The organism is Streptococcus gordonii (assembly GCF_001553855.1).
In the GTDB taxonomy this organism is placed as follows: Bacteria; Bacillota; Bacilli; order Lactobacillales; family Streptococcaceae; genus Streptococcus; species Streptococcus gordonii.
The window spans coordinates 71891-94812 of record NZ_LQWV01000037.1 but is presented as its reverse complement, the minus strand read 5'-3'; the positions used below and the strand labels follow the sequence as shown (position 1 = coordinate 94812).

At 40.6% G+C, this 22922-nt stretch carries 18 protein-coding genes; 5 read left to right on the top strand and 13 right to left on the bottom strand.

The annotated features are described in order from the left end of the window. Window positions 1-43: 43 nt before the first annotated feature. On the top strand, window positions 44-985 hold the full coding sequence (locus AWH02_RS07710) for a polysaccharide deacetylase family protein (RefSeq protein WP_060553977.1): 942 nt from the start codon (window positions 44-46) through the stop codon (window positions 983-985). A gap of 20 nt (window positions 986-1005) precedes the next feature. Here AWH02_RS07710 and AWH02_RS07705 read toward each other — a convergent pair whose 3' ends face one another. From AWH02_RS07705 to AWH02_RS07670, 8 genes are all read right to left on the bottom strand, one after another. After that, a complete protein-coding gene (locus tag AWH02_RS07705; RefSeq protein WP_060553978.1) occupies window positions 1006-2634 on the bottom strand; it encodes a hypothetical protein in 1629 nt (542 codons plus the stop codon). Continuing rightward, window positions 2624-3367, bottom strand: a complete 744-nt coding sequence (locus tag AWH02_RS07700; RefSeq protein ID WP_060553979.1) for an ABC transporter ATP-binding protein — start codon at window positions 3365-3367, stop codon at window positions 2624-2626. Before AWH02_RS07700 ends, AWH02_RS07705 begins: the two co-directional genes overlap by 11 nt. A gap of 115 nt (window positions 3368-3482) precedes the next feature. Beyond that, window positions 3483-5099, bottom strand: a complete 1617-nt coding sequence (locus AWH02_RS07695; protein WP_060553980.1) for a M20/M25/M40 family metallo-hydrolase — start codon at window positions 5097-5099, stop codon at window positions 3483-3485. A 489-nt stretch (window positions 5100-5588) separates the two neighbouring features. Beyond that, window positions 5589-6302 (bottom strand): matrixin family metalloprotease, encoded by a 714-nt coding sequence (locus AWH02_RS07690; RefSeq protein ID WP_060553981.1) that lies wholly within the window; start codon window positions 6300-6302, stop codon window positions 5589-5591. Between the two features lie 137 nt (window positions 6303-6439). Continuing rightward, entirely contained in the window at window positions 6440-7231 is a 792-nt protein-coding gene (locus AWH02_RS07685; protein WP_060553982.1) for an alpha/beta hydrolase, read from the bottom strand. A gap of 50 nt (window positions 7232-7281) precedes the next feature. Next, on the bottom strand, window positions 7282-8943 hold the full coding sequence (locus AWH02_RS07680; protein WP_060553983.1) for a ribonuclease J: 1662 nt from the start codon (window positions 8941-8943) through the stop codon (window positions 7282-7284). A 167-nt stretch (window positions 8944-9110) separates the two neighbouring features. Then, window positions 9111-9551 carry a SprT family protein gene (locus AWH02_RS07675; protein ID WP_045773772.1) on the bottom strand — a complete coding sequence of 147 codons (441 nt, stop codon included), beginning with the start codon at window positions 9549-9551 and terminating at the stop codon, window positions 9111-9113. Continuing rightward, a complete protein-coding gene (locus tag AWH02_RS07670) occupies window positions 9538-11670 on the bottom strand; it encodes a Tex family protein (RefSeq protein WP_060553984.1) in 2133 nt (710 codons plus the stop codon). Before AWH02_RS07670 ends, AWH02_RS07675 begins: the two co-directional genes overlap by 14 nt. A 170-nt stretch (window positions 11671-11840) precedes the next feature. Between AWH02_RS07670 and AWH02_RS11080 the strand changes: the two genes are divergently transcribed. From AWH02_RS11080 to zwf, 4 genes are all read left to right on the top strand, one after another. Next, a complete protein-coding gene (locus tag AWH02_RS11080; RefSeq protein WP_111705905.1) occupies window positions 11841-11978 on the top strand; it encodes an SPJ_0845 family protein in 138 nt (45 codons plus the stop codon). Next, a complete protein-coding gene (locus AWH02_RS07665; protein ID WP_008808993.1) occupies window positions 11975-12880 on the top strand; it encodes a permease in 906 nt (301 codons plus the stop codon). The genes AWH02_RS11080 and AWH02_RS07665 overlap by 4 nt, the downstream gene beginning before the upstream one ends. Further along, on the top strand, window positions 12877-13692 hold the full coding sequence (locus AWH02_RS07660) for a TIGR03943 family putative permease subunit (RefSeq protein WP_060553985.1): 816 nt from the start codon (window positions 12877-12879) through the stop codon (window positions 13690-13692). The genes AWH02_RS07665 and AWH02_RS07660 overlap by 4 nt, the downstream gene beginning before the upstream one ends. Before the next feature lie 130 nt (window positions 13693-13822). Beyond that, window positions 13823-15283, top strand: coding sequence for a glucose-6-phosphate dehydrogenase (gene zwf / locus AWH02_RS07655; RefSeq protein ID WP_060553986.1), 1461 nt, complete (start codon window positions 13823-13825; stop codon window positions 15281-15283). A 45-nt stretch (window positions 15284-15328) separates the two neighbouring features. Here the strand turns inward: zwf and ftsY are convergent, their stop codons facing one another. Genes ftsY through rnc form a run of 5 tightly spaced genes read right to left on the bottom strand, consistent with a single transcriptional unit; the run spans window position 15329 to window position 22776 of the window. Beyond that, window positions 15329-16930, bottom strand: a complete 1602-nt coding sequence (gene ftsY, locus AWH02_RS07650) for a signal recognition particle-docking protein FtsY (protein WP_060553987.1) — start codon at window positions 16928-16930, stop codon at window positions 15329-15331. An 18-nt stretch (window positions 16931-16948) separates the two neighbouring features. Then, window positions 16949-17758, bottom strand: coding sequence for a Cof-type HAD-IIB family hydrolase (locus AWH02_RS07645; RefSeq protein ID WP_060553988.1), 810 nt, complete (start codon window positions 17756-17758; stop codon window positions 16949-16951). Then, a complete protein-coding gene (locus tag AWH02_RS07640; protein WP_048778544.1) occupies window positions 17755-18552 on the bottom strand; it encodes a Cof-type HAD-IIB family hydrolase in 798 nt (265 codons plus the stop codon). Before AWH02_RS07640 ends, AWH02_RS07645 begins: the two co-directional genes overlap by 4 nt. A 1-nt stretch (window position 18553) precedes the next feature. Next, the gene (gene smc, locus AWH02_RS07635) at window positions 18554-22087 is read right to left on the bottom strand and encodes a chromosome segregation protein SMC (protein WP_060553989.1); all 3534 of its coding nucleotides are present in this window, start codon (window positions 22085-22087) and stop codon (window positions 18554-18556) included. Next, window positions 22078-22776 carry a ribonuclease III gene (gene rnc / locus AWH02_RS07630; RefSeq protein ID WP_045502139.1) on the bottom strand — a complete coding sequence of 233 codons (699 nt, stop codon included), beginning with the start codon at window positions 22774-22776 and terminating at the stop codon, window positions 22078-22080. The genes smc and rnc overlap by 10 nt, the downstream gene beginning before the upstream one ends. Window positions 22777-22922: the final 146 nt, after the last annotated feature.

The following is a 22922-nucleotide window of genomic DNA, read 5'->3' as shown; positions in this document are numbered from 1 at the left end:
AGATCTGATATAATAAAAGCAAATATCTAGCCAAGGAGAAATTATGACTTATCCTAATCGCAATCGTTCAGCAGAAAAAAAGGCTCGAAAGAAAAGAGATATCTTACTTCTGTTGAACCTCATTCTTCTCATCTTTATCGTTACTGGTGGTATTTTCCTTTGGAAAGAATACAGTAATAGTCAGCAAGAAGCCAGCAAGCCTGAAGCTAGCCAAGTTAGTAAAGCAAGCCCTTCAAAAGAGGCAAGCCAGCCCTCATCTACTAGTCAAAAGAAAGAGGAAATCAAATGGGTCAAGCAAGATAAGCCTGTTAAATTGCCCATCTTGATGTATCATGCTATCCATGTCATGGACCCATCTGAAGCCGCTAACTCTGGACTAATTGTTGATCCTGAAACTTTTGAAAGCCACTTAAAAGCTTTGAAAGAAGCAGGATACTACACTCTTTCTCCTGCTGAAGCTTATAAGGCCTTAACTGAAAATGTCCTCCCAGAGAATAAGAAGGTCGTTTGGTTAACTTTTGATGATAGTCTCAAGGACTTCTATACTCAAGCCTATCCTATCCTACAAAAATACCAAATGAAGGCTACTAACAATGTCATTACAGGTTTTGTTCAAGCAGGTCGCGAAGATATTCTAACACTTGATGAGATCAAAGAAATGAAGAAAAATGGCATGTCCTTTGAAGATCATACCGTGAACCATCCAGATTTATCCGTATCAAGTGCTGATACTCAAAATTCAGAATTACAAGATTCAAAAGAGTATTTAGATCGTAATCTTTCTCAGACAACCACTACCGTAGCTTATCCTTCTGGCCGTTACAGTGAGACAACTCTTCAGCTTGCAGAAAAGTTAGGATATAAAATGGGATTGACGACCAATAATGGCTTGGCTTCTCTCTCAGACGGACTTCTATCACTCAATCGTGTTCGTGTCAATCCAACGACCACTGCACAGAGTCTCCTAGATGAGATAGCAAATTAAAGACCATAACAAAAAGGCTCTCATTCAAGAGCCTTTTTAAATTTATTTGCATAGTGAAAATAAAGAACACCAGAAAGAACCATGATAATAAGGAAAAATCCTAAGGTAATACCATAGACTACTGCTTCTTTTAGATAGAATATCAAGGCATAGGAACCACCAATTGCAGCAATAAAAACAAATAAGATTAGAAAAGCAATCATTGTCTTTAGAGTATTGTTAGATCGGTTGAATAATTCTGTGACATTAGACCAGTTGGTAACCAAGAGACGATTGTCCCGTTGGAAGCCCCAGATACTCCATGCTAAACAATTACTGATCCAGACAAGGACCATAACCAAAAGAGATAACAAATGGGTGCCCAATAATAGGTTGACCACTACAAATATCAAGAGTGGCAAGATTGACTGGATCAAGAAAAGATACCAGAATTTTAAGCGAAGATATGCTTTCATATCAAAGGGAAGTACTTTCAAATAGGAAAAATTCTCGCGCTCCAAGGAAATCCCAATCATAGTTAAGTTGGTCGAACCTGCATTAAAAGTAGCAATGAACACCGTGATCAACATCAATGGTAACAGAAACTTCGGTGTTAAGTACGGGCTAAGCTCAAATCCTCCTCCCTGAATAAAGCCCATTAGTCCAGGAAGTATGAAGAGATAAGGCATAACACTAGACATAAAGACTGATTGAAGAAAAACAGAACCGTCACTGATCAAGCTAAGCTGATAGCTCCAAACAAAGCGAGGGAATGACTTCTGATTTCCAAGTTGAAATTTACGAACACGTTGTTTCTTATTAACAGTCTCAGAAGTTTTCAAAGCCGCTTCATAAAACTCTGGTAGAACCTTCCATTTTACGATTGAAAATAGAAGCGCGGCAACCAAGGCCCAGGCACCAATTCCAATAAGAGATTGGGGCGCAAAAGGAGTAACACCAAAATAATAAAAGGCTTCCATCGGTGGCAAATAGCTACCAGTATCTTTAAGAAGTAATTCTCTATTTTGAGTATTGACCAAAATAATTGATCCAAAAATCAAGAGATTGGTCACTCCCAAAAGAATATTAGAGGCTACTTGCTTATGCTGACGGAAGACAGAAGTTTTAGTAATAAAATGAACAGCTGTCAAAATCCCGAAAGCCAGAACAGATCCCAAAACCACTAGCGAAATCAGAACGATTGGAATAGCCAGCCAAAAAGGATTCCCACTTTGAATCTGAAGATTTATGAAATAAGCTAAAATCGGAAGAGCTCCAAGCAAAACCGTCAGAACAACAGAGATACTCTTCCCAATCATGATTTCTGCTTCACTAAAAGCATAGGGTCGATAAGACTGCAAGTCCTTACTTTCATAGAAAACGTTATAGAAAGATAAGAACCCCTGTGATAGAACCATCAGACTAAAAATAGATACCATATTGGTAAAGATTCCTGGATGGTCTACTAAAGGATAAAAGGCACTCATCACTCCAAAGATAAGAAGATAAAGTAAACTTGTAAACAAGTGGGTCATAATCAACTGTCTAGAAACATTGATTTTCTTGTCCGGCTTTTTTGCTTGCTTCTGACGAAAGCGTGTGAGACTTGACGGGGGTGTTGTATAAATAATATTCGTCCGAATTAAACTTTTTAAGGCTTTAAAGCGCATCGTGGACCACCTCTTCTTTCCGTCCAGCCAAGCCCAGATAAATAGTCTCTAGACTTTGCTCAGGGTGTTGGGACTTGAGTTCTTCGATCGTTCCATAAAAAATTAACTCTCCTTTTTTCAAGATGGCCAAACGATCACAGAGTTGCTCAGCTACTTCTAGGACATGGGTTGAAAAGATAACAGTATTTCCCTTATCCGCATGCTCCCGCATCATGTTCTTAAGATCAAATGCCGCTTGAGGATCCAAACCTGTCAAGGGCTCGTCCAATACCCAGATATCCGGGTCAGAAAGTAGAGCACCAATGACGAAAACTTTTTGACGCATACCATGTGAGAAGGATTCGATGACCTCATATCGATGATCTGCAAAATCAAATGTTTCCAACAAGTACTGTAATCGTTCCTCACAGTCAGCTTCATTCATATCGTAAGATGTAGCTACTAACTCCCAGAATTCATTAGCTGTTAGACGAAGAAAGAGGTCTGGTGAGTCGGCGACATAACCAATTTTTTTCTTGATGGCCAGTCGGTTAGCAGACAACTCTTGTCCGTCAACAATGATTTGACCACTCGTTGGATTAATGACACTGACTAGTGACTTGATTGTCGTTGATTTTCCTGCACCATTATGACCAATCAGACCGACAATTTCACCATTTTGAATGGTCAAGTTTAGATTCCTAAGGGCCAGATGGCCATCATAATCTTTGGTTACATTTTTAAATTCAATCATCAGAGTTCCTCCGCTCTTATTTATAATATATTTATTATATATCTTTTAAAATTGTTTGTCTCTCTTGTAACGATAATGTTCGTTTTTTCCTCTATTACACAATAAAAAGGCTGAATTAGTTCCTTTTGACTTCGTCAAGGTGCTCTAAAAGATAGAGAAAGAAAGCTGGTATGGTATCTAACATATCTTCCTCATAGACCCGTTCTGTCAACTGATGAAGGTCCTTGCCCCAAGGGCCCAAATTTACAGCGGCTACATTAATTCCAGCAATTTTTTCCAAATCAAGCGGGTAAACCTCTTTTGAGACAGCCATACTGTTCAGAAGAGATTGATAGTCAGTTAAAGGCTTCTCCAAAGCACAGTAACTCATATCACAAATACCCATGAAAAACTCTTCAACTTTCAACTGGTAACTACCCTTATTTGCCAAATAATTCTGATAGAAAGAAACGAATCGATCCATATCAAGATCTTGTTCTTGAAGTCGTCGGCTATTCATTGTTGGGTAATAAGGCGGGGCAACAGCAAGTACAGCCAAGGCTTCTTTTTTATCGTAAAAATCAAGAGCTTTTTGTACATTAGACAGAGTAACTTCTTGATAGGACAAGCCTTTTTGTAATTCTACTTTAGCTTCTTGATTGACCCTTTCCATGAAATCTTTGAAACCCGCCTTTTTTTTGCATTCTTCTAACAAGTCTTGATAGGTTAGCACTCTTGGCTTAGCCATTGATTTGCTTTCCTGATATTGATCCTGCAAGTTGGAATACTTATCATAAAATTCATCTAGTGCTTCTTGCATCAGTCCTTGGATCAGTTCTAGCAAGTCCTGAGGACTTTTATCCAGATACAGTAGACTAAAGTATCCAGCTGCACGTAGGACCGTTGACACATCATACTGCTCTTTTAGGTCTCTCATAAAGGACCAAGAAGGCAAGGGAGACTGTTCTCCGTAAGCCGCATCAGACAGCAAAGGATTTAAGTCTATTTTTTCAACAATTTTAGCTAAAAGAGAAATCGCATTTACACCTTTTAATGGTTCTTTCATATGAGAAAGCAGACCCTGGGTCACGATCAAGGGCATCAATTTCCCAACTGTACCAACATGCAGGACCTTTTCTGATTCAGATGTACTTTCAAAAGGTTCCGAATCTATAGCAAGAATGTAATTAAGATCAAAGCACTCTTTTAAATCATAGAGCAAGCCAACAGCTGCCCTCATCCCTTGAGAATACGCTTCCTCATCGCCAACAGACAAATAAAGCAAGTTTGCTTGGCCAGTGGAGACAGACGAGTATTCCTCTAAGACCCCCAACTGCAAGGCTAGGGCTGCCTTCATATCACAGGAACCTCTACCAAATTGCCAATCTCCTGAAGAAATGTCAGCCAGGACATCTTGACGTATAGACTCTTCTTTTAACTTTTCTTTCAGTGCCTGATTATCAAAAGCCAAGTCTTTCAATGAACCAAAGTCTTCCGTATCCACTGTATCGTGATGATGGAAAAGAATGACTGTATCATCCGAATCACGACGCACCAAGGCCCAATTAACACTACGTCCCAGACTATCCTCAGGAATCGGATAAGAACCAAAAAGTTCTGGATGAGTTTGAAAATAAGGGATTTGTCCTATATAGTTCATCAAAAAATTTTCTATATCTCGTTCAAAAGCAGTGTGAGTAAAGCTTTTTATGGCCATACTTTTTTGAAATATATCAGCTATTCGTTCCTTCATTTTCTTCACCTGAACAGAGAACCTGTCTTTCTTCTATTTTGCCTATATTGTAGCACTCAGACTTTCAATTAACAAGGAAAAATAGGTATTTTTTAACAAAAATAAAAAATCCCCTCATGGAAAAATTATACTGAGGATTGTTTTATCATCGGTCTTTCAGCTTCTTAAATCTTCTACACTATAAAAGCTACTAGCTCTTCTTCTACACTACAACTCTAAATAAAAGAACAATCAAATCTGAATACGTCACGAATCTATCACGACTACTCACAATTTTTGTTAAATCGCTGGCCTTTCCTCTACCATCCAATCCAATCCAATTTTTCCAAAGATAAAATAGTTTTCTTAGAAAGAAATGAAAGTTGCCTAATCTGATATCTAGCTAAAAGAAAAAAATGGCTTTTAAACTCAAGTCTTCGCATTTAAAAGCCCCTCTCCATCGAAAGGAGAGAGGAATGAAAATTCTTCTGAACTTAAATAATTCTGTCTTTAGTCTTGGTACAATTCCTTAACAGCTTGGATATCTATTGGCTGAATACTATAGAAAGATCCTGCAGACTGCATGACGGATGCTGACTCATTGTGGTCCAGTCCAATGGCATGACCCAACTCATGAGCTGCTGTGTTCACAATCCTTTCGTGAGAATATCCGTAGTAGCTGTTCAAAAGATAATAAGAATTCAAACGAACAGTTACTTTAGTAAAACGCTTGGTCAAGACATTCGTCTGAGACTCAGCTTCTCCAGCTGCCGTAATAGTACTGTCATTCATTTCAGTAGCGATGATATTAGCTTGGCTTTTATCCTCTACAAGTTGAAAAGTAAAGGCTCCTGTTGCATTCCAAGACTTCATTGCCTCCTGATAAGCTGCTCGAAAAGTAGGATTTCCCGTCTCAATATAAACTGTCGCTCTAGCAGTTTCCCAACGTGCTCCATCCGAACTCGCTACATGTTCATCAGTTAAATGCTCTCCTAGATTCTGAACATTTTGACCAAGTCCAGTGTGAATACCTTGTTGATCTAAAAAAGTATCTAACTGATTAACCGCTGTCTGTACAGCCTGTCTTATAGCCGGTAGTCCAGTTTGACTAGGATTCGTTAAATAGAGAACGCTCACTAAGATAATAAAGGCTACGATTCCTGCCCATACAAGGCGCCAGAACATTCGCCATATGAAACGAAAAAGGTTTAAAAGGAATCTCATTCTCGCCTCCTCTCTCTCCTAGATAGAAACAGATTATAAAAGACCTTGCTTAAAGTTTTCTAAAGATACAAATAGAAGAAAGTGGATTTCACTAGATAAATCAACGACTTCTACCCACTTTCTACTCGTCTCTAATTTTATGACAAACGCTCTTCTGGCTTATAGTCAATCGGCAACCACTCTAAGAGATATTCCAGTTGCTTTTCCCAATAATACCATTCATGCTTACCAGGACTATGTTTGTAATCCAGTTTTAAGCCAAGTTTCTTCAACTCTTTGACAGCTACTTGGTTAGCCTTATAGAGAAAATCTTGCTCTCCACACCAAGCATAAAACTTAGTTTTCTTGTCTGACTCTGCTACCATACTTGTTAAAAAGTGTTGCTTCATATCAGGAGAATCCAAGTTGCCAAAGACCCCTTCCCAGTAAGCACGATTGTCACCAGGAAGATCATCAAGACTAGTACCATCAATTCCTAAACCAAGAGCACCAGAAAAGGAAGCTGCATAAGAAAATCGATTGGTCCTCAAAGCAATTTTATAGGCTCCGTATCCTCCCATCGAAAGACCCGCAATAAAAGTTTTCTCCCGCTTACGGCTCATATTTGGAAAGAAACGCTGTAAGACCTCTGGTAGCTCTTTAACTATGGCGTCATAATAACGGTGCCCGTAGTTTGTATTTGTATACCAGGCCAAGTCAGTTGAGGGCATCACAACAATCAGATTTGTGTGTCTCAACAAACGTTCAATATTGGTTCTCTTACGCCAGGAATTTTCATTTCCCCCCATCCCATGCAGAAGGTATAAAACTGGAATATCCTTGTCCTCTACTAGGACTGGATCAATCTCACTGGCATCTGGATAGATAACATTGACATGTCTTTCCATTTCTAAAACTTTGGAATTATATTCAATTTCAAGAAAAGCCATCTTAGTCTCCTATTCTATGATTTAAAAACAGCCTAAAGGCTGTTTTTCATTTATTTTACTTCCATCACTACTGGTAAAATAGCTGGGCGACGTTTGGTCTGTTCGAAGAGATATTTTGAAAGTACATCGCGAACGTTTCCTTTTAGTTCACTCCAATCAAATTCATCTTTTGCAAGGTAGTCTTCAACTGTTTTATTAATTAATTCAGCACTTTCTATCAAAATATCACGGCTCTTTTTGATATAAATAAAACCACGAGTATGAACTTTAGCCTTGGAAATAATTTTTTTCTCCCGACGATTCACACTGATTGCAACGATAAAGATCCCGTCTTCTGATAAGACCTTGCGGTCTCTGAGGACAATGTTGCCAACATCACCAATAGCATTTCCATCAATAAGAACATCTCCTGCTGACACTGACCCTGCAGGGACAAAATCTCCACGGTCATATTCCATAATGGTTCCGCGTTTTGGAATGAAAATCCGCTCAGGTAAAATGCCAATTTCCATAGCCGCCCTAGCATGGGCGTCCAGTTCTCGGTATTCCCCTTGAATTGGGAAGAGGAATTGAGGCTTCAAGAGATTGAGCAACAATTGCAAATCTCGAGCATTTCCATGTCCAGATACACGTAAATGCTGGGTAATCAATTTCACGATTCCACCTGCTTGGTAGATCATATTTTCTACTCGGGCAACAACTGCTTCTTTAGCAATAGACGGTGTCGTTACGATATAAACCAGGTCTCCCTCTTTAATTTCCACATAGCGGTGACGACCAATTGACATTTTGCGTAAGCCGTTGATAGGTTCACCCATCCGACCAGTCTCCAAGATAATCAGCTCATGGTCTTCAAACTTAGACATTTCTTTTGGCTTGATCAAGAGACGTTCATCTGCCAAAGAAAGCTTCTTCAAACGAATGGCAGTGCGGACGATGTTTTCAACATCAAAACCTGTCAAGACAACACGCCGTCCAGTATCAGCTGCAGCATCAAAGACCTGCTGAATCCGAGAAAGGTTGCTGGCTACTGCAGCCACAATTACACGGCCATCCCAGTCGCCAATAGTGTGCATAATTTCATCGCCCACTTCACTTTCGCTTGCTACTTGAACATTACTGTCTGCATTAGCAGAATCACTAAGGAGAGCTAATACACCTTCCCGTCCAATCTCAGCCAAGCGGCCAAAATCAGTCGCATAAGACTGACTAGCTGATTGGTCAAACTTGAAATCGCCTGTGTAAACAATATTTCCTTCATCAGTCTTTATCACAATACCCAAGCTCTCTGGTATCGAGTGAGTCGTTCTAAAGAAGGAAACAACCACATTTCCAAACTCAATTTCAGTATTTTCATCAATCACATGGAAGTCATTAAACTTCTTGACAACATCATTATTTTTAACAAAAAGTTTAGCCAGCTCAATAGTCAGTTCTGAACCGAATACAGGCACCTTGGTTTCAGTTAAAAGATAAGGCAAAGCTCCAATAGCATCCGCGTGACCATGGGTCAGGAAGACACCCGCAATTCTGTCGCTGTTCTCAAAAAGGTAATCCATGTTAGGAATCACCACATCGACACCTAACTGCTCATTTTCTGGATATTTTAGACCTGCGTCCAAAACAAAAATTGATTCATCCACCTCGGCGATATAGAGATTTTTACCATTCTCTCTGACACCACCTAAAGCGATGATTTTCACTTTACTCATTAATTTTGTATCCTTCCATACATTTATATTTTATTACTAACGGTCCTTGGAATCCAAGTCGAATTACAGTCTTGCAACTTTCGCTGCATATCCTCTATATTATACAACTTTTTCACTCTTTTTTCAAAAATGAGGTTAGTCTACTGCAAACAAAAAAGATAGAATTTCTATCTTTCTTGCTTTAGTAATCGTAATTTCCCTTTACAGCGACCACAGCGATATTTCTTAATATCAATCTGCCTTTTTCGATAAAAATCTGCATGACATTGCTGGCATTGGTAATGTAACTTGCTTTCTGGACTAGAAATACTGGGTGTATAGCGCAAGCCTCCTACCTGTTTAAGCAGTTCCTTAAAATCTCTATCTTTATGACGATACCCCTTTCCTTGATAATAGAGATGGTAGTGGACTAGCTCATGGCGGACAATTTTTCGGAAGGTTCCCAGCCCAAAAGCTTCATATATTTTTGGGTTGAAATCCAGATGACCGTCTTTGGGAAAGAAGCGCCCACCAGTCGTCCGAAGACGCTTATTCCAAAAAGCTTGATGGCGGAATTCCCAACCGAAATCTTCAAGCGAAACCTGCTTGACATACTCATTTAGATTCATTTGGTGCTATCAGAGAAAGGTTGACCTTCTCCCGCTCCACATCTAGCTTATCCACCCAAACAGTGACCAAATCACCAACAGACAGGACTTGACTTGGATGCTTAACAAAGTTTTTACTGATCTTAGAAATATGGATGAGACCGTCTTCGTGGATACCAATATCCACAAAAGCTCCGAAATCGACGACATTGCGTACGACACCTTCCAGCTTTTGACCGATGCGCAGGTCCTTGATATCCAAGACATCCTGCCGCAGAACTGGCGCGTCAAAGGAATCACGCAAATCTCGGCCAGGCTTGAGCAAATCCGCAATAATATCTTTGAGGGTTTCTTCTCCCAAGCCTAGCTCTGCAGCCAAACTAGCAGTCTGAACAGCCTTTAATTTAGCTTGAGCCACTTCATCCAAACTGCTGATTTCCAGGCGCTTAAAGAGCTCTTCCACTGCCTGATAAGACTCTGGGTGAACACCTGTATTATCTAATAAGTTATCACTTTCAGGAATACGCAGGAAGCCAGCTGCCTGTTCAAAAGCCTTTGCGCCTAGACGCGGCACTTTCTTGATGGCCTCGCGAGACCGAATCAAGCCTTCCGTTTCCCTATACTTGACGATATTTTCTGAAATAGTCTTATTAAGACCAGCTACATGAGCTAGAAGGGCAGGACTAGCGGTGTTGACATTGACTCCGACTTGGTTGACCACGGTATCAACGACAAAGTCCAGACTTTCAGACAGCTTTTTCTGGCTGACATCATGCTGGTACTGACCAACCCCGATAGACTTAGGATCAATCTTAACCAGCTCAGCCAAAGGATCCTGCAATCGGCGGGCAATGGAAATAGCTGAACGCTTTTCAACAGTCAAATCTGGGAACTCATGACGAGCCAGTTCACTAGCAGAGTAGACAGATGCTCCGCTCTCATTGACGATGACATAGCTGACACTTGGATGGGATTTCAAAACTTCTGCTACAAAAGCTTCGCTTTCTCGGCTGGCAGTTCCATTTCCGATGGCAATGATTTCCACGCCAAACTGCTCAATCAGCTCTGACAACTCCTTCTTAGAAGCTTCAATCTGAGCTGGCTTTGCTGGTGGCACGGGATAGATGACATGAGTTGTCAGCATTTTTCCTGTCGCATCAACAACAGCCAGCTTGGCTCCTGTCCGAAAGGCTGGGTCAAAGCCCAGTACTACGCGACCTTTGAGAGGAGCAATCAGGAGAAGATGGCGGAGATTATCTGAGAAGAGTTGAATCGCTCCATCCTCAGCGACCTCAGTCAGCTCGGTCCGAATACGGCGCTCCATGGCTGGAATGATTTTCTTCTTAACTGCTTGCTGGACAGCTTCGATAATATAGGCATTTTTCACTTTGAAACGTACTTCAAAGAAGCGCAGGATTTTCTCAAGATTGTGCTCAAAACCAACCTTTAGAACACCTAGCTTCTCACCTCGGTTAAGGGCCAGGGTCCGGTAGCCTTGCATAGTCGCTACTTTTTCGGAAAAATCATAATAAATCTGGAAGACCTGCTTTTCATCCAAATCACCGTCTTTGAGACTGGATACGATAAAAGAATTGGTCTGCATCTCGTGGTAGGTCCAAGCCCGCAGCTTAGTATCTTCAGAAATCGCCTCAGTCAGAATATCCACTGCTCCAGCTAGAGTAGCTTCTGCTGTTGGAAAGGCTTCACTAGTCAGTTTCTCTGCTTCTTCCTGCAGATTAGCCGCATCCTGAAGGATTAAACGAGCCAAAGGAAAGAGACCTGCTTCACGCGCAATCGTAGCCTTGGTACGGCGTTTCTCCTTATAAGGAAGATAAAGTTCTTCCACATCAGCCAGCTTTTCAGCAGCCTCAATCTCAGAGCGTAGCGCATCTGTTAGTTTACCCTGCTCCTCAATCTTAGCCAAGACCGTCGCTTTACGCTCTGCTAAGGCAGTCATGCTCTTATCTAAATCAATGATCGCCTTAATCTCGACCTCATCTAGATTTCCCGTCATTTCTTTACGGTAACGAGCAATAAAAGGAATTGTATTTCCCTCAGCAGTCAGATCTAGGACCTGTGATACTTGTCTTTCTTTAATGCCCAATTTCTGGGCAATTTTTTCAATATTTATATTTTCCATAGCTCTTCTATTATACCATAAGATCGATCTTAAAAATTCAGAAAGTCAAGCTTCTATTATTCTTTTATAGCACCAAGTTATCATTAGAGACTAGGTCCTATGTCTCAAAATATCATTTTTTTCTTTTTGGTAGTATAATAGAATTATTATTTTAGAAATGAGGTGGCCCTATGGCTGTAAAATTTACCAAAACAGATGATTTAGATAAGATGTTCGAGGAATTTGCAACTCTTCCTAAGTTAGAAAAAGTAGAATTTCCTGATGATAAAAAGAAAAAAGAAGCGGAAGAAAAGGCTAAAAAATCATGAGTCTCTTTTCAAATCTGCCTGCTAGCGTTTTACAGGCTGGTGCTATCTTTCTCTCTATCATCATTGAAGCCCTACCTTTTGTTTTGATTGGAAGTATTATTTCTGGCTTTATTGAAGTTTACGTCACTCCAGAAAAAGTCTATCACTTCTTACCCAAAAATAAATGGGCTCGGATTTTCTTTGGAAGCTTGATTGGTATTGTCTTTCCCTCCTGTGAGTGCGGAATTGTTCCCATTATTAACCGCTTCTTAGAAAAAAAAGTCCCCAGTTACACTGCTGTGCCTTTTCTAGTGACAGCACCCGTTATCAATCCTATCGTGCTATTTGCGACCTACTCAGCCTTTGGTAATTCCTTCCGAATGGCTCTGCTTCGTGCCCTAGGTTCTATGGTAGTGGCTATCGTTTTAGGGATCTTTTTAGGTTTCTTTGCAGACAGCAATATTCAAAAAGAAAACCGCAAGGCTGTTCATGAGCATGACTTTTCACATCTCAGCAAAGGACAAAAGTTTTTTCAGGTCTTTGTGCAGGCCATTGACGAATTTTTCGATACAGGTCGCTATTTAGTCTTTGGCTGTCTCTTTGCTAGCCTGGTCCAAGTCTATGTGCCAACCAGAATCCTGACCTCAATTAGCTCGACACCAGCTGTTGCTATTCTTCTCCTCATGCTACTGTCCTTCCTGCTTTCACTTTGCAGCGAAGCTGATGCTTTTATCGGGAGCTCCTTGATTGCTAGCTTTGGCTTATCGCCAGTCCTAGCTTTCTTAGTCATTGGGCCTATGCTAGATGTCAAGAATCTACTGATGATGAAAAATTACTTTAAGACACGCTTTATCTGGCAATTTATCAGTCTAGTTACTGTCGTCGTCTTTCTTTACTCTTGGCTTGTGGGGGTAGTGCTATGATTCGATTTCTAATCTTAGTCGGCTACTTTGAGATCACCATGTATCTGCAGCTGACAGGCAAGCTTAATCAATATATCAACCTTCATTACTCCTATCTGGCATACTTGTCTATGATTCTGTCCTTTATCCTAGCAGTTGTGCAGCTTATCATCTGGATGAAGAAGATGGAGGTCCACAGTCATTTGAGCACTCGTTGGGCAAAACTAGGTAGCGTGTTGCTCCTTATCATTCCGCTTTTTGTTGGAATTTTCTTTCCAACCGTTACCTTGGATTCGACAACAGTTTCGGCCAAAGGATTTCATTTCCCACTGGCTGAGGGAACTTCAACTGCTATTCAGCAGGACGAAGGCACAACCAGCCAATACCTGAAGCCGGACACCAGTACCTACTTTACCAAAGGGGCCTATGAAAAAGAAATGCGGGCAGCTGCCAAGAAGTATATCAACCAAGATACCATTCAGGTCACGACTGAAAATTACATGGAAGTTATGGAAGTTATCTATGATTATCCAGATGAATTTGTTGGTAAAACGCTTGAATTTACCGGTTTTGTCTACAATGACCCGAGCGATCAGAAAAGTCAATTTCTCTTTCGCTTTGGTATCATCCACTGTATTGCTGACTCTGGAGTCTATGGCCTCTTGACAACTGGAAATACCCAGCATTTTGAAGACAATACTTGGATCCATGCCAAAGGAAAGATTGCTGTACAATACCATAAGAATTTAGGACAGAGTCTGCCTATCCTAAAGGTCTCCAGTTTTGAAAAGGTAGAAAAACCAGACAATCCTTATGTTTATCGTGTATTTTAGAAGAGTTAGACGAGTAATCTAACTCTTTTCTTAACCTCAGACAAAATATATTCTATTCGTAGCGTCATTTACCATTTTTTAGGCATTTGTGATAAAATAGATACATCATTTTAGAAAAAAGGATATTAGGATGTCATCTAAAGTTATTGTTACAATTTTTGGAGCTAGTGGAGATTTGGCTAAACGTAAGCTCTATCCCTCACTTTTTAGATTATATAAGTCTGGCAACCTTTCTAAGCATTTTGCTGTTATCGGAACAGCTCGCAGGCCATGGAGCAAGGAATACTTTGAATCTGTTGTCGTTGAGTCTATCGCCGATTTAGCTGATAGTCCTGAGCAAGCACAGGAATTTGCCAGCCACTTCTACTATCAAAGTCACGATGTGCAGGATACCGAGCACTACATTGAGCTACGCAAGCTTCAAAACCGACTCAATGAAGAATATCAAGCAGAACACAATAAACTCTTCTTCCTATCCATGGCTCCGCAGTTTTTCGGAACTATCGCTAAACATCTCAAATCTGAAAACATTGTCGATGGCAAAGGCTTTGAGCGTTTGATCGTCGAAAAACCTTTTGGAACAGACTTAGAAACAGCTAGCCAACTTAACAACGACTTGTTGGCAACTTTTGATGAAGAGCAAATCTTCCGAATTGACCATTACCTGGGCAAGGAAATGATCCAAAGCATCTTTGCTATTCGTTTTGCCAACTCACTTTTTGAGAATATTTGGAACCGCGACCACATTGACAATGTCCAAATCACCTTTGCCGAAAAACTGGGTGTAGAAGAACGAGGCGGATATTACGATGAATCCGGTGCCCTAAGAGATATGGTCCAAAACCATACCTTGCAATTACTGTCTCTTCTTGCCATGGATAAGCCCAACAGCTTTACAAAAGATGAGATCCGTGCAGAGAAAATCAAGGTTTTTGAACGTTTGACACAACCGAGTCAAGAAGATTTGAAAAAATATTTCATTCGTGGCCAATACAAGTCTGGAAAAGTCAATGGTAAGAAATATATTGCTTATAGAAGTGAACCCAATGTCAATCCAGAATCTATGACTGAAACTTTTGTTTCAGGTGCCTTCTTTGTTGACAGTGACCGCTTCCGTGATGTTCCTTTCTTTTTCCGCACAGGTAAACGTCTAACAGAAAAAGGGACCCATGTTAACATCGTCTTCAAACAAATGGATTCTATTTTTGGAGAAAAACTAGCACCGAATGTTTTGACCATTTATATCCAACCAACAGAAGGTTTCTCTCTCAGTGTTAATGGTAAAGAAGTCGGTGAACTCTTCAGTTTATCCCCTATTTCTTTAGATTATCGTACAGATGCGACTGCTTCTGGAGCTTCACCTGAACCTTACGAAAAATTAATTTTTGATGTACTTAACAATGACTCAACTAACTTTAGTCACTGGGAAGAAGTAAAGGCCAGCTGGAAATTAATTGATAAAATCGAAGAACTCTGGAGAAACAATCAAGCGCCACTTCATGAATATGCAGTTGGAACAATGGGACCAGTTGCTTCAGCAGAATTATTGGCTCAGTTTGGTGCTGAGTGGCAATGGAACCCTCAAAATTAAAGATAGAAAAAGAAATCCAAGGAATATGGATTTCTTTTTTCGTATTTAAAGCAGTCCTTCTAAAAGGCCACGCATAAAGTTCTCTGAATTGAACTCCCCAATATCATCAATCTTCTCACCAAATCCAATCAATTTAACTGGGATATCCAATTCCTGGCGAATAGCGAGAACAACTCCTCCACGCGCTGTTCCATCAATCTTAGTCAGAACAATACCTGTCACTGGAGTAATCTTTGAAAATTCCTTTGCTTGAACGAGGGCATTTTGACCTGTTGAAGCATCTAAAGCTAGGAAAGTCTCGTGAGGAGCATCTGGATTAACCCGCTTAATAATCCGACCAATCTTTTCCAATTCAGCCATGAGATTATCTTTATTTTGCAAGCGACCAGCAGTATCGATCATCAGAATATCGACATTTTCAGCTTGAGCACGCTCCATACCGTCAAAAACAACACTGGCTGGATCACACTTTTCAGGACCAGTCACAACAGGTACATCAACACGTTTTCCCCACTCAGCTAACTGGGCTACTGCTCCAGCACGGAAGGTGTCTGCTGCTACCAACATAACCTTCTTGCCTTCTTGCTTGTATTTGTAAGCTAATTTACCAATTGATGTAGTTTTCCCAACACCATTGACACCGACAAAAAGCATGACTGTCAAACCATCTTGGAAATTAATTTTCTCATTGTAACGACCATCTTTTTCGTAGATATCAACTAGCTTTTCTATGATAACCTTTCGTAAAGCATCAGGTTTCTTAGCATTTTCTAATCTAGCCTCATATCGTAGCTCTTCTGCCAAATTAGAGGCCACTTGCACACCAACGTCGCTTGTAATCAACAGCTCTTCCAAATCTTCAAAGAACTCTTCGTCGACAGTACGGAAATTAGCAAAGAAAGCATTGAGCTTAGCTCCAAAACCTGTCCGAGTTTTTTTCAAACTGCGATCATACTTTTCTTGAACAGTTTCAGTATGACCTTCTTCCTGGTCTGACTTTGTAACTTCAGCCTCTTCGCTTGTATCTAGACCTTGCTCCGCTTCATCTGGTAAATCTTGCTTCTCTTCCTCAACAGCTTCTGCTTGGGTTTCTGCTTGATTTGAGTCTTTCGCATCTTCATCAGCCTGACTTGGTTCATCAACGGTTAGAGGTCCTTGGTCTTCTAACTTGATATCTTCAAGTGCTGGTGTTTCTGAGTCAAGTTCTGATTGTTTTTCTTCAGACCCCTCTTGGACTGGGACTGATTCTTCAGCAAGCTCTTCTTCACTTGAATTGTCTATTTGAGCTTCTTCAGACTTTTCAGCAATGCTTGCGCTCTCTTCAGTCTCTTCTTGCTGGAGTTCATCCGCTTCTTGCTCCTCGAATCTGTTTTGAGACTTGTCTTCTATGACTTCATTCAAGACCTGATCTTCTGATAAGCGTTCATCTAACTCTTCGTAAAATTCTTGCTTGTCCTCTTCTTCAAAAGGCAGGATTTCCTCTTGTAAACTTACTTCAGCAGCAGTTTCTACTTGAGACTGATTTTCGTTTTCTAGTTCTTCTATTGCGTCCTCTGTTTCAGAAACTTCCGTCTGAACAGACTCCTCTTCTCGGATGTCTTCTTTTTTTTCTTTTTTTCTGCCAAAAAGGCGGTCAAATAAGCCCATGGTCTGTCCTCCTTTTCTCTATAAAATATAGTTTTCAATCGCCCAAGCGACTGCGTCTTCATCGTTGGTCAGCGGGGCAACTACTTTAGCTACTGCTTTGGTTTCTTCCGTTGCATTCCCCATGGCCACACCAAGTCCAGCCCATTCAATCATGGAGCGGTCGTTTGCTTCATCACCGCAAGCCATGATCTGACTGGAATCTAAACCAAGATGCTGGCTTAATTTTGCTAAACCAGTTGCTTTATGAACATTTTTCGGAGACCACTCTAACAGCATATCCCGAGATTTAAAAATTTCATATCGCTCAAATAATTCACTCGAAATCTGTGGTAAAGCCCTATCAATCCTGGATGGATCAAAGGCTGAGACACATTTATTGTAGGTCAGCCCCTCAGATAAATCGTTTAGCGATACGTGTTCAAACTGGAGATAAGGATTGGCTTGGGCATAGAGGGATTTCTGTTCTGACTGGAGCTGATACACAACTCCCTCACTAATAGCATCGAGTGGCAAAGAAAGCTTCTGCGTTTCTTCAAAAATGCGAACTACATCAGCATGGGAAAAAACGGTTTTATCTATAATTTCACCAGTATTTCGCTGAACCAAGCCACCGTTAAATGTAATGGTATATTCATCCTCTAAACCTGCTGTTCCCAACTCATCTAGTAAAAACTCCATAGCCTTTAGTGGTCGGCCTGTCGTCAATACAACTTTTACTCCCTTTGCCCTGGCAGCTGCTAGAGCCTTTAAATTCCTCTGAGAAATTCTCTTGTCAGAAGTCAACAGGGTTCCATCTAAATCGAGCGCAATCAGTTTAATAGCTGTCATACTAGTTTCTCCATATAGGCAATTACAGACTGATCTTTATGAGAGCCAATTACCTCAGTTGCTAATTCTAAAATCTCTGGACGGGCATTCTCAGGTGCAATTGGATGGCCAACTACCTGCATCATATGGAGGTCATTAAGATTGTCTCCAAAAGCCATGACTTGGTTCATATCTAAACCAAGTTTCTTGGCTAATTCGACAATCGCAACCCCCTTATCTACATAATCAAGAACAATATCAATGGATTCATAACCGGTTGTCATCGCTTTGACTCCAGGAACATTTTCATTGACCCAAGCTTCTCCTTCAGCTATAGTTTCAGGTGTGAAATTAGTCGTGAATTTGAAAATCTCATCATCAATATCAGCTAAACTAGCCACCTTGACAATATTTTCATTGTAGTGGGCAGAAAAATGAAGATAGGTCGGATCTACACTGTCTAAAACATAGCAAGCTTTTTTACCTGTTAACAGGAGCTTACCAGTATTTACATATGGAGACTCCTTTAACTTTTCAAAAGTATCTAAGTAAAAATCTCGGCTCATCGTAGCCTCATATAAATCCTGTCCATGAAATTCAACCAGACTGCCATTTTCGGCGATGAAAATAATCTCATTACGAACTTCGGCAAACAGCTTCTCCAGAGACAGAATCCCTCGGCCACTAGCTACCGCAAAATAGAGACCTTTCTCTTTAAATTTGACTAAAAGACTTTTCAGACGCTCCATGTCAAATTGTCCTTGACCATCTAAAAAGGTGCCGTCCATATCAGTTGCAACTAGTTTAATATCCATTTTACATACCTTCTAAATCTTTCAATTTCACCGAAACAATCTTCGACACACCGGACTCCTGCATAGTGACACCGTAGATAGAGTCTGCCGCTGACATGGTTCCTTTTCGGTGGGTAACAACGATAAACTGACTCTCCTTGTCAAAGCGGTTGAGATAATCCCCAAAACGTTTAACATTGGCTTCATCCAAGGCTGCTTCCACTTCGTCCAAAATAACAAAAGGAATGGTCTTCACTCGAATAATGGAGAAGAGCAAAGCGAGAGCTGACAAGGCCTTTTCCCCACCACTCATGAGATTGAGGGACTGGATCTTCTTGCCAGGTGGCTGCACCGAAATTTCAACTCCAGCTGTCAAAAGATCGCCTTCTGTTAAAATTAGGTCTGCAGATCCTCCACCAAACATTTGTTTGAAGGTCATTTTAAAGCTTTCACGAATAGCCTCAAAGGTTGACTTGAAACGTTCCTTGACTTCATCGTTCATTTCTTCGATGGTTGTCAAGAGAAGATTCTTAGCGGACAAGACATCATTTCGTTGTGTATTGAGAAAGTCCAAACGATTTTTTACTTCATCAAATTGTTCAACAGCATCCAGGTTTACTGGGCCAAGCGCACGTATAGATCGTTCCAAGTCTTTGACTTGCCCTTCCGATACTGCTAAGTTTTCGAGAGGACGAGCCTTCTGATTGGCTTCGTCAAAACTCATTTGATATTCTTCCGTCAGACTGGTTAAGAGACGACGCAAAACATCTGTAATCTTTTCTTTTTCAGCCTCAGCCTTGGCCTGATTACGTATCAATTCTTCATTTTGCTTACGTGCCTGATCTAAATGACTGAGGATATCTTCAGACTGACCTTCCAAGTCTTCTAATTCAAATTTCAAACGAATCAGTCCTTGGTTTAAGTCTGTCTTTTCCTGATTAGCAGTCTTCAACTGATCTTCTAGAACTGCAATGTCCACCTTTTGGAGACTGGATTCTTTTTGTTCCATTAAGAGTTCTAGAGTAGACTGTTCTTTGACTAAAGCTGTTTTTTCTTCTTCTAAACGTTCTAAGTCATTTTTCTCAAAACGTTGAAGAGAGGTCAGCTCAGTCCGAGATAGTTTTAAGTCTGACAATTTATTGGAAAGTTTATCAAAGCGTTCTTGAACAGCATCTTTATTCGATTTAACCTGCTCAATTTCCTGTGTCACATCCAATTTAGCCTGTTCAATTTCTGCTAAACGGGCCTGCAATTTGGCTTGTTCACCAGAAATATCAAAGCCAGACAACCTTGCCAATTCTTGCTCTTGCATATCTTTCAGATTCGTCAGCTCTTCCACTCGCTTTGCAATTTGCTCATAAGCTAAACTAGCTTTTTGTTCTGCCAAACGGGCGCTTTCACCATCTTCCTTGATTTGATCTAAGACATGCTTAGCTTGACTCAGTTGATTGTGTAGGATTTGGACAGCCTCTTCTTTTTCCTTCAATTGGACATCTTTTTCCTTTATATCAGACAAAAGAGCGTCCAATTCCGGCTTGATAAAGATCGTATTGTTGTTTCTATTTGCTCCACCAGCGTAGGAACCACCTGTTCGCAGTTCTGTCCCGTCTAGAGTGACTATTCTGACTTGGTAACGAACCTGACGGGCCGCTGCACGAGCATTGTCTACCGTATCAAAAATGGCTGTTGTTCCCAGCAGATTTTGGAAGATGGTATCCAAGCTGGCATCATAAGTGACAAGTGAAGAAGCAAGACCAAGAAAACCTTTACTAGACTCAATGCTTGTCCGATGATGATCAGCTAACTGACGGGGTTTAATCGTTGTCAGTGGCAAGAAAGTTGCCCGACCAGCTCGATTCTTCTTCAAGAAATCAATTGCTCTTGTAGCAGCAGCTTCATCTTCGACAATAATATTCTGACTGCTAGCTCCTAAAGCGATCTCAAGAGCTGTCTGATAATGCGGATCAAAACTTAATTTTTCGCTAACAGCACCAACAATCCCACCTAAGCGATCAGATTCTTGCAGAACACTTTTTACACCTGCATAAAAGTTACTATGATTTTTAAGAATAGCTTCCAAACTTGCAGAACGAGCCTTCTTATTTTTCAAATCATCCAACAAATCAAACATGGCTTTTTGTTGATTTTGGTAACTTGTCTGCAGTTCTTGTACTTTTTCCACCTGCACCTGGTAAGCATTCAATAAGTCTGTTAGATTCTTCCGAGCTGTTTCTAACTCTTCTATATGGGCTGTTTCAGCCTTTTGGCTTTCTAACAAGTCTGTTTTAATTTTTTCAAAATCAGCCTGTTTGCTCTCATTTAGTTTCAACTCATTAGCCTGTCGGCTTTCCAAAGCAGTCAAATCATTGGATAAATCGGCCTCTTCTTTCATGAGTTTGACATATTGATCTCGTAAATGCTCAATCAATTGATCAGGATCCTCAGAAAAATCGGCAATCTCTTTTTCTAGCCCAGCCATTTCCTGCTGATTCTTGTCCAATTTTTCTGCAATAAGAGCCAGATTTTCAGTCTTGGCCTTACAATCTTGCTCTGTTTGTTCCAACTTCTCTACCAATGTAGCCAAACGAGCCTCATTCTCTTTACGGCTACTTGCTGCCTGACTCGACTCTAACTTAGAGAGATCAATTTGTCGCTCCAAATCACTAATCAGACGAGTTAATTCGAGTAGCTTAGCTTGGTCGGCCGCCAAGGTCTGGTTAAGCTCATGACGCTTGGATTTGAGAGCTTGGTTCTCCCGTTCCAATTCATCTCGTTTGCTATAATAGGCAGACAGCTCTTCCTGAATCTTGGCCAAATTCTCCTCTGCCTGGTTCAACTTTTCCTTATTAGCTGTCATTTGAGCAACCAAGACATCTAGGTAAAGTTCTCGCCTTTCCTGATCTAACTCCAAAAAGCGTTTAGCAGTTTGTGCTTGCTTCTCTAAAGGTTTGATTTGCCCATCCAATTCGTAAATAATATCTTCCAAGCGATCCAAATTGTCTTGGGTTTGAGCCAATTTACTCTCAGTTTCCTTACGACGAGTCTTATATTTCAGTACGCCTGCAACCTCTTCAAAAATAGCACGCCGCTCCTCCGGCTTACTGTTAAAGATCTCTTCTACCTTACCTTGGGAAATAATAGAGAAGGAGTCCCGTCCAAGCCCTGTGTCCATAAAGAGATCATGAACATCACGCAAACGAACCTTTTTACCATCTATTTTGTACTCACTATCACCACTGCGATAAATATGACGCTCTACTCTAATCTCCTTAGCTGCATTCTTGATAAATTGGTCGCTATTATCAAGAACCACTACTACAGACGCATAATTAAGGGGCTTGCGTGTTTCTGTCCCGGCAAAAATAACATCGGGCATCTTACCGCCACGCAAACTCTTAACACTGGATTCTCCCAAAGCCCAGCGCAGACTTTCTGTAATATTGGACTTACCTGAACCGTTGGGGCCGACAACCGCTGTTACCCCTTGGTCAAAAACTACCTTAGTTTTATCCGCAAAAGATTTAAAACCCTGGATTTCAATTTCTTTTAAATACATGAATGATTTTCCTTTTCAAAGGCATTCTTAGCAGCCTCTTGTTCTGCCAGCTTTTTAGAACGCCCTTGGCCTTTTCCTACTAAACGACCATCAACTGAAACGCTAACCTCAAAATTTTTGGCATGAGCTGGGCCAGATTCAGACACGACTTGATAAAGAATCTCTACATCTCCATTAGACTGAAGTAACTCTTGCAATTTTGTCTTATAGTCTGTCACCTGCTCAAAATCACCTGCCTCCACCTTAGGAATCATGACTTGATAAATAAAGTCCTTCACAACTTCCAAGCCTTTATCAAGTAACAAAGCTCCTAAGAAAGCTTCAAACAAGTCACCTAAAATCGTTTCGCGCTCACGGCCCCCAGATTTTTCTTCTCCCTTACCCAGCTTGATAAAGAGATCAAACTGACAATCACGACTAAAACCCGCCAAACTTTCCTCACGAACAATCGTTGAACGAAGCTTAGTCAAATCTCCTTCAGGTCTCTTGGGGTATTTTTCAAATAAATACTCAGAGATAATTAATTGCAGAACAGCGTCTCCTAAAAATTCCAGGCGTTCATTGTGTGAAATTTTTAAGAGGCGGTGTTCATTGGCATAGCTTGTATGAGTAAAAGCTGTTTCTAGCAATGAAACATCCTTAAAAACCAAGCCAAATCTATCAAACAAAAGGTTTTCTAATTTTTTCATAAACCTCTACCTGTGTTCAAACTGATAAACACAAGTCCAATCCTTTCTATCTTTATAGCAAAGTAGAGTAGAAAGACACTCTTAACAAATGGTAAAAGTAAGTTCTACTGCTGTTTAAATCTTCTATTAGAAAGAAGACTGCACAG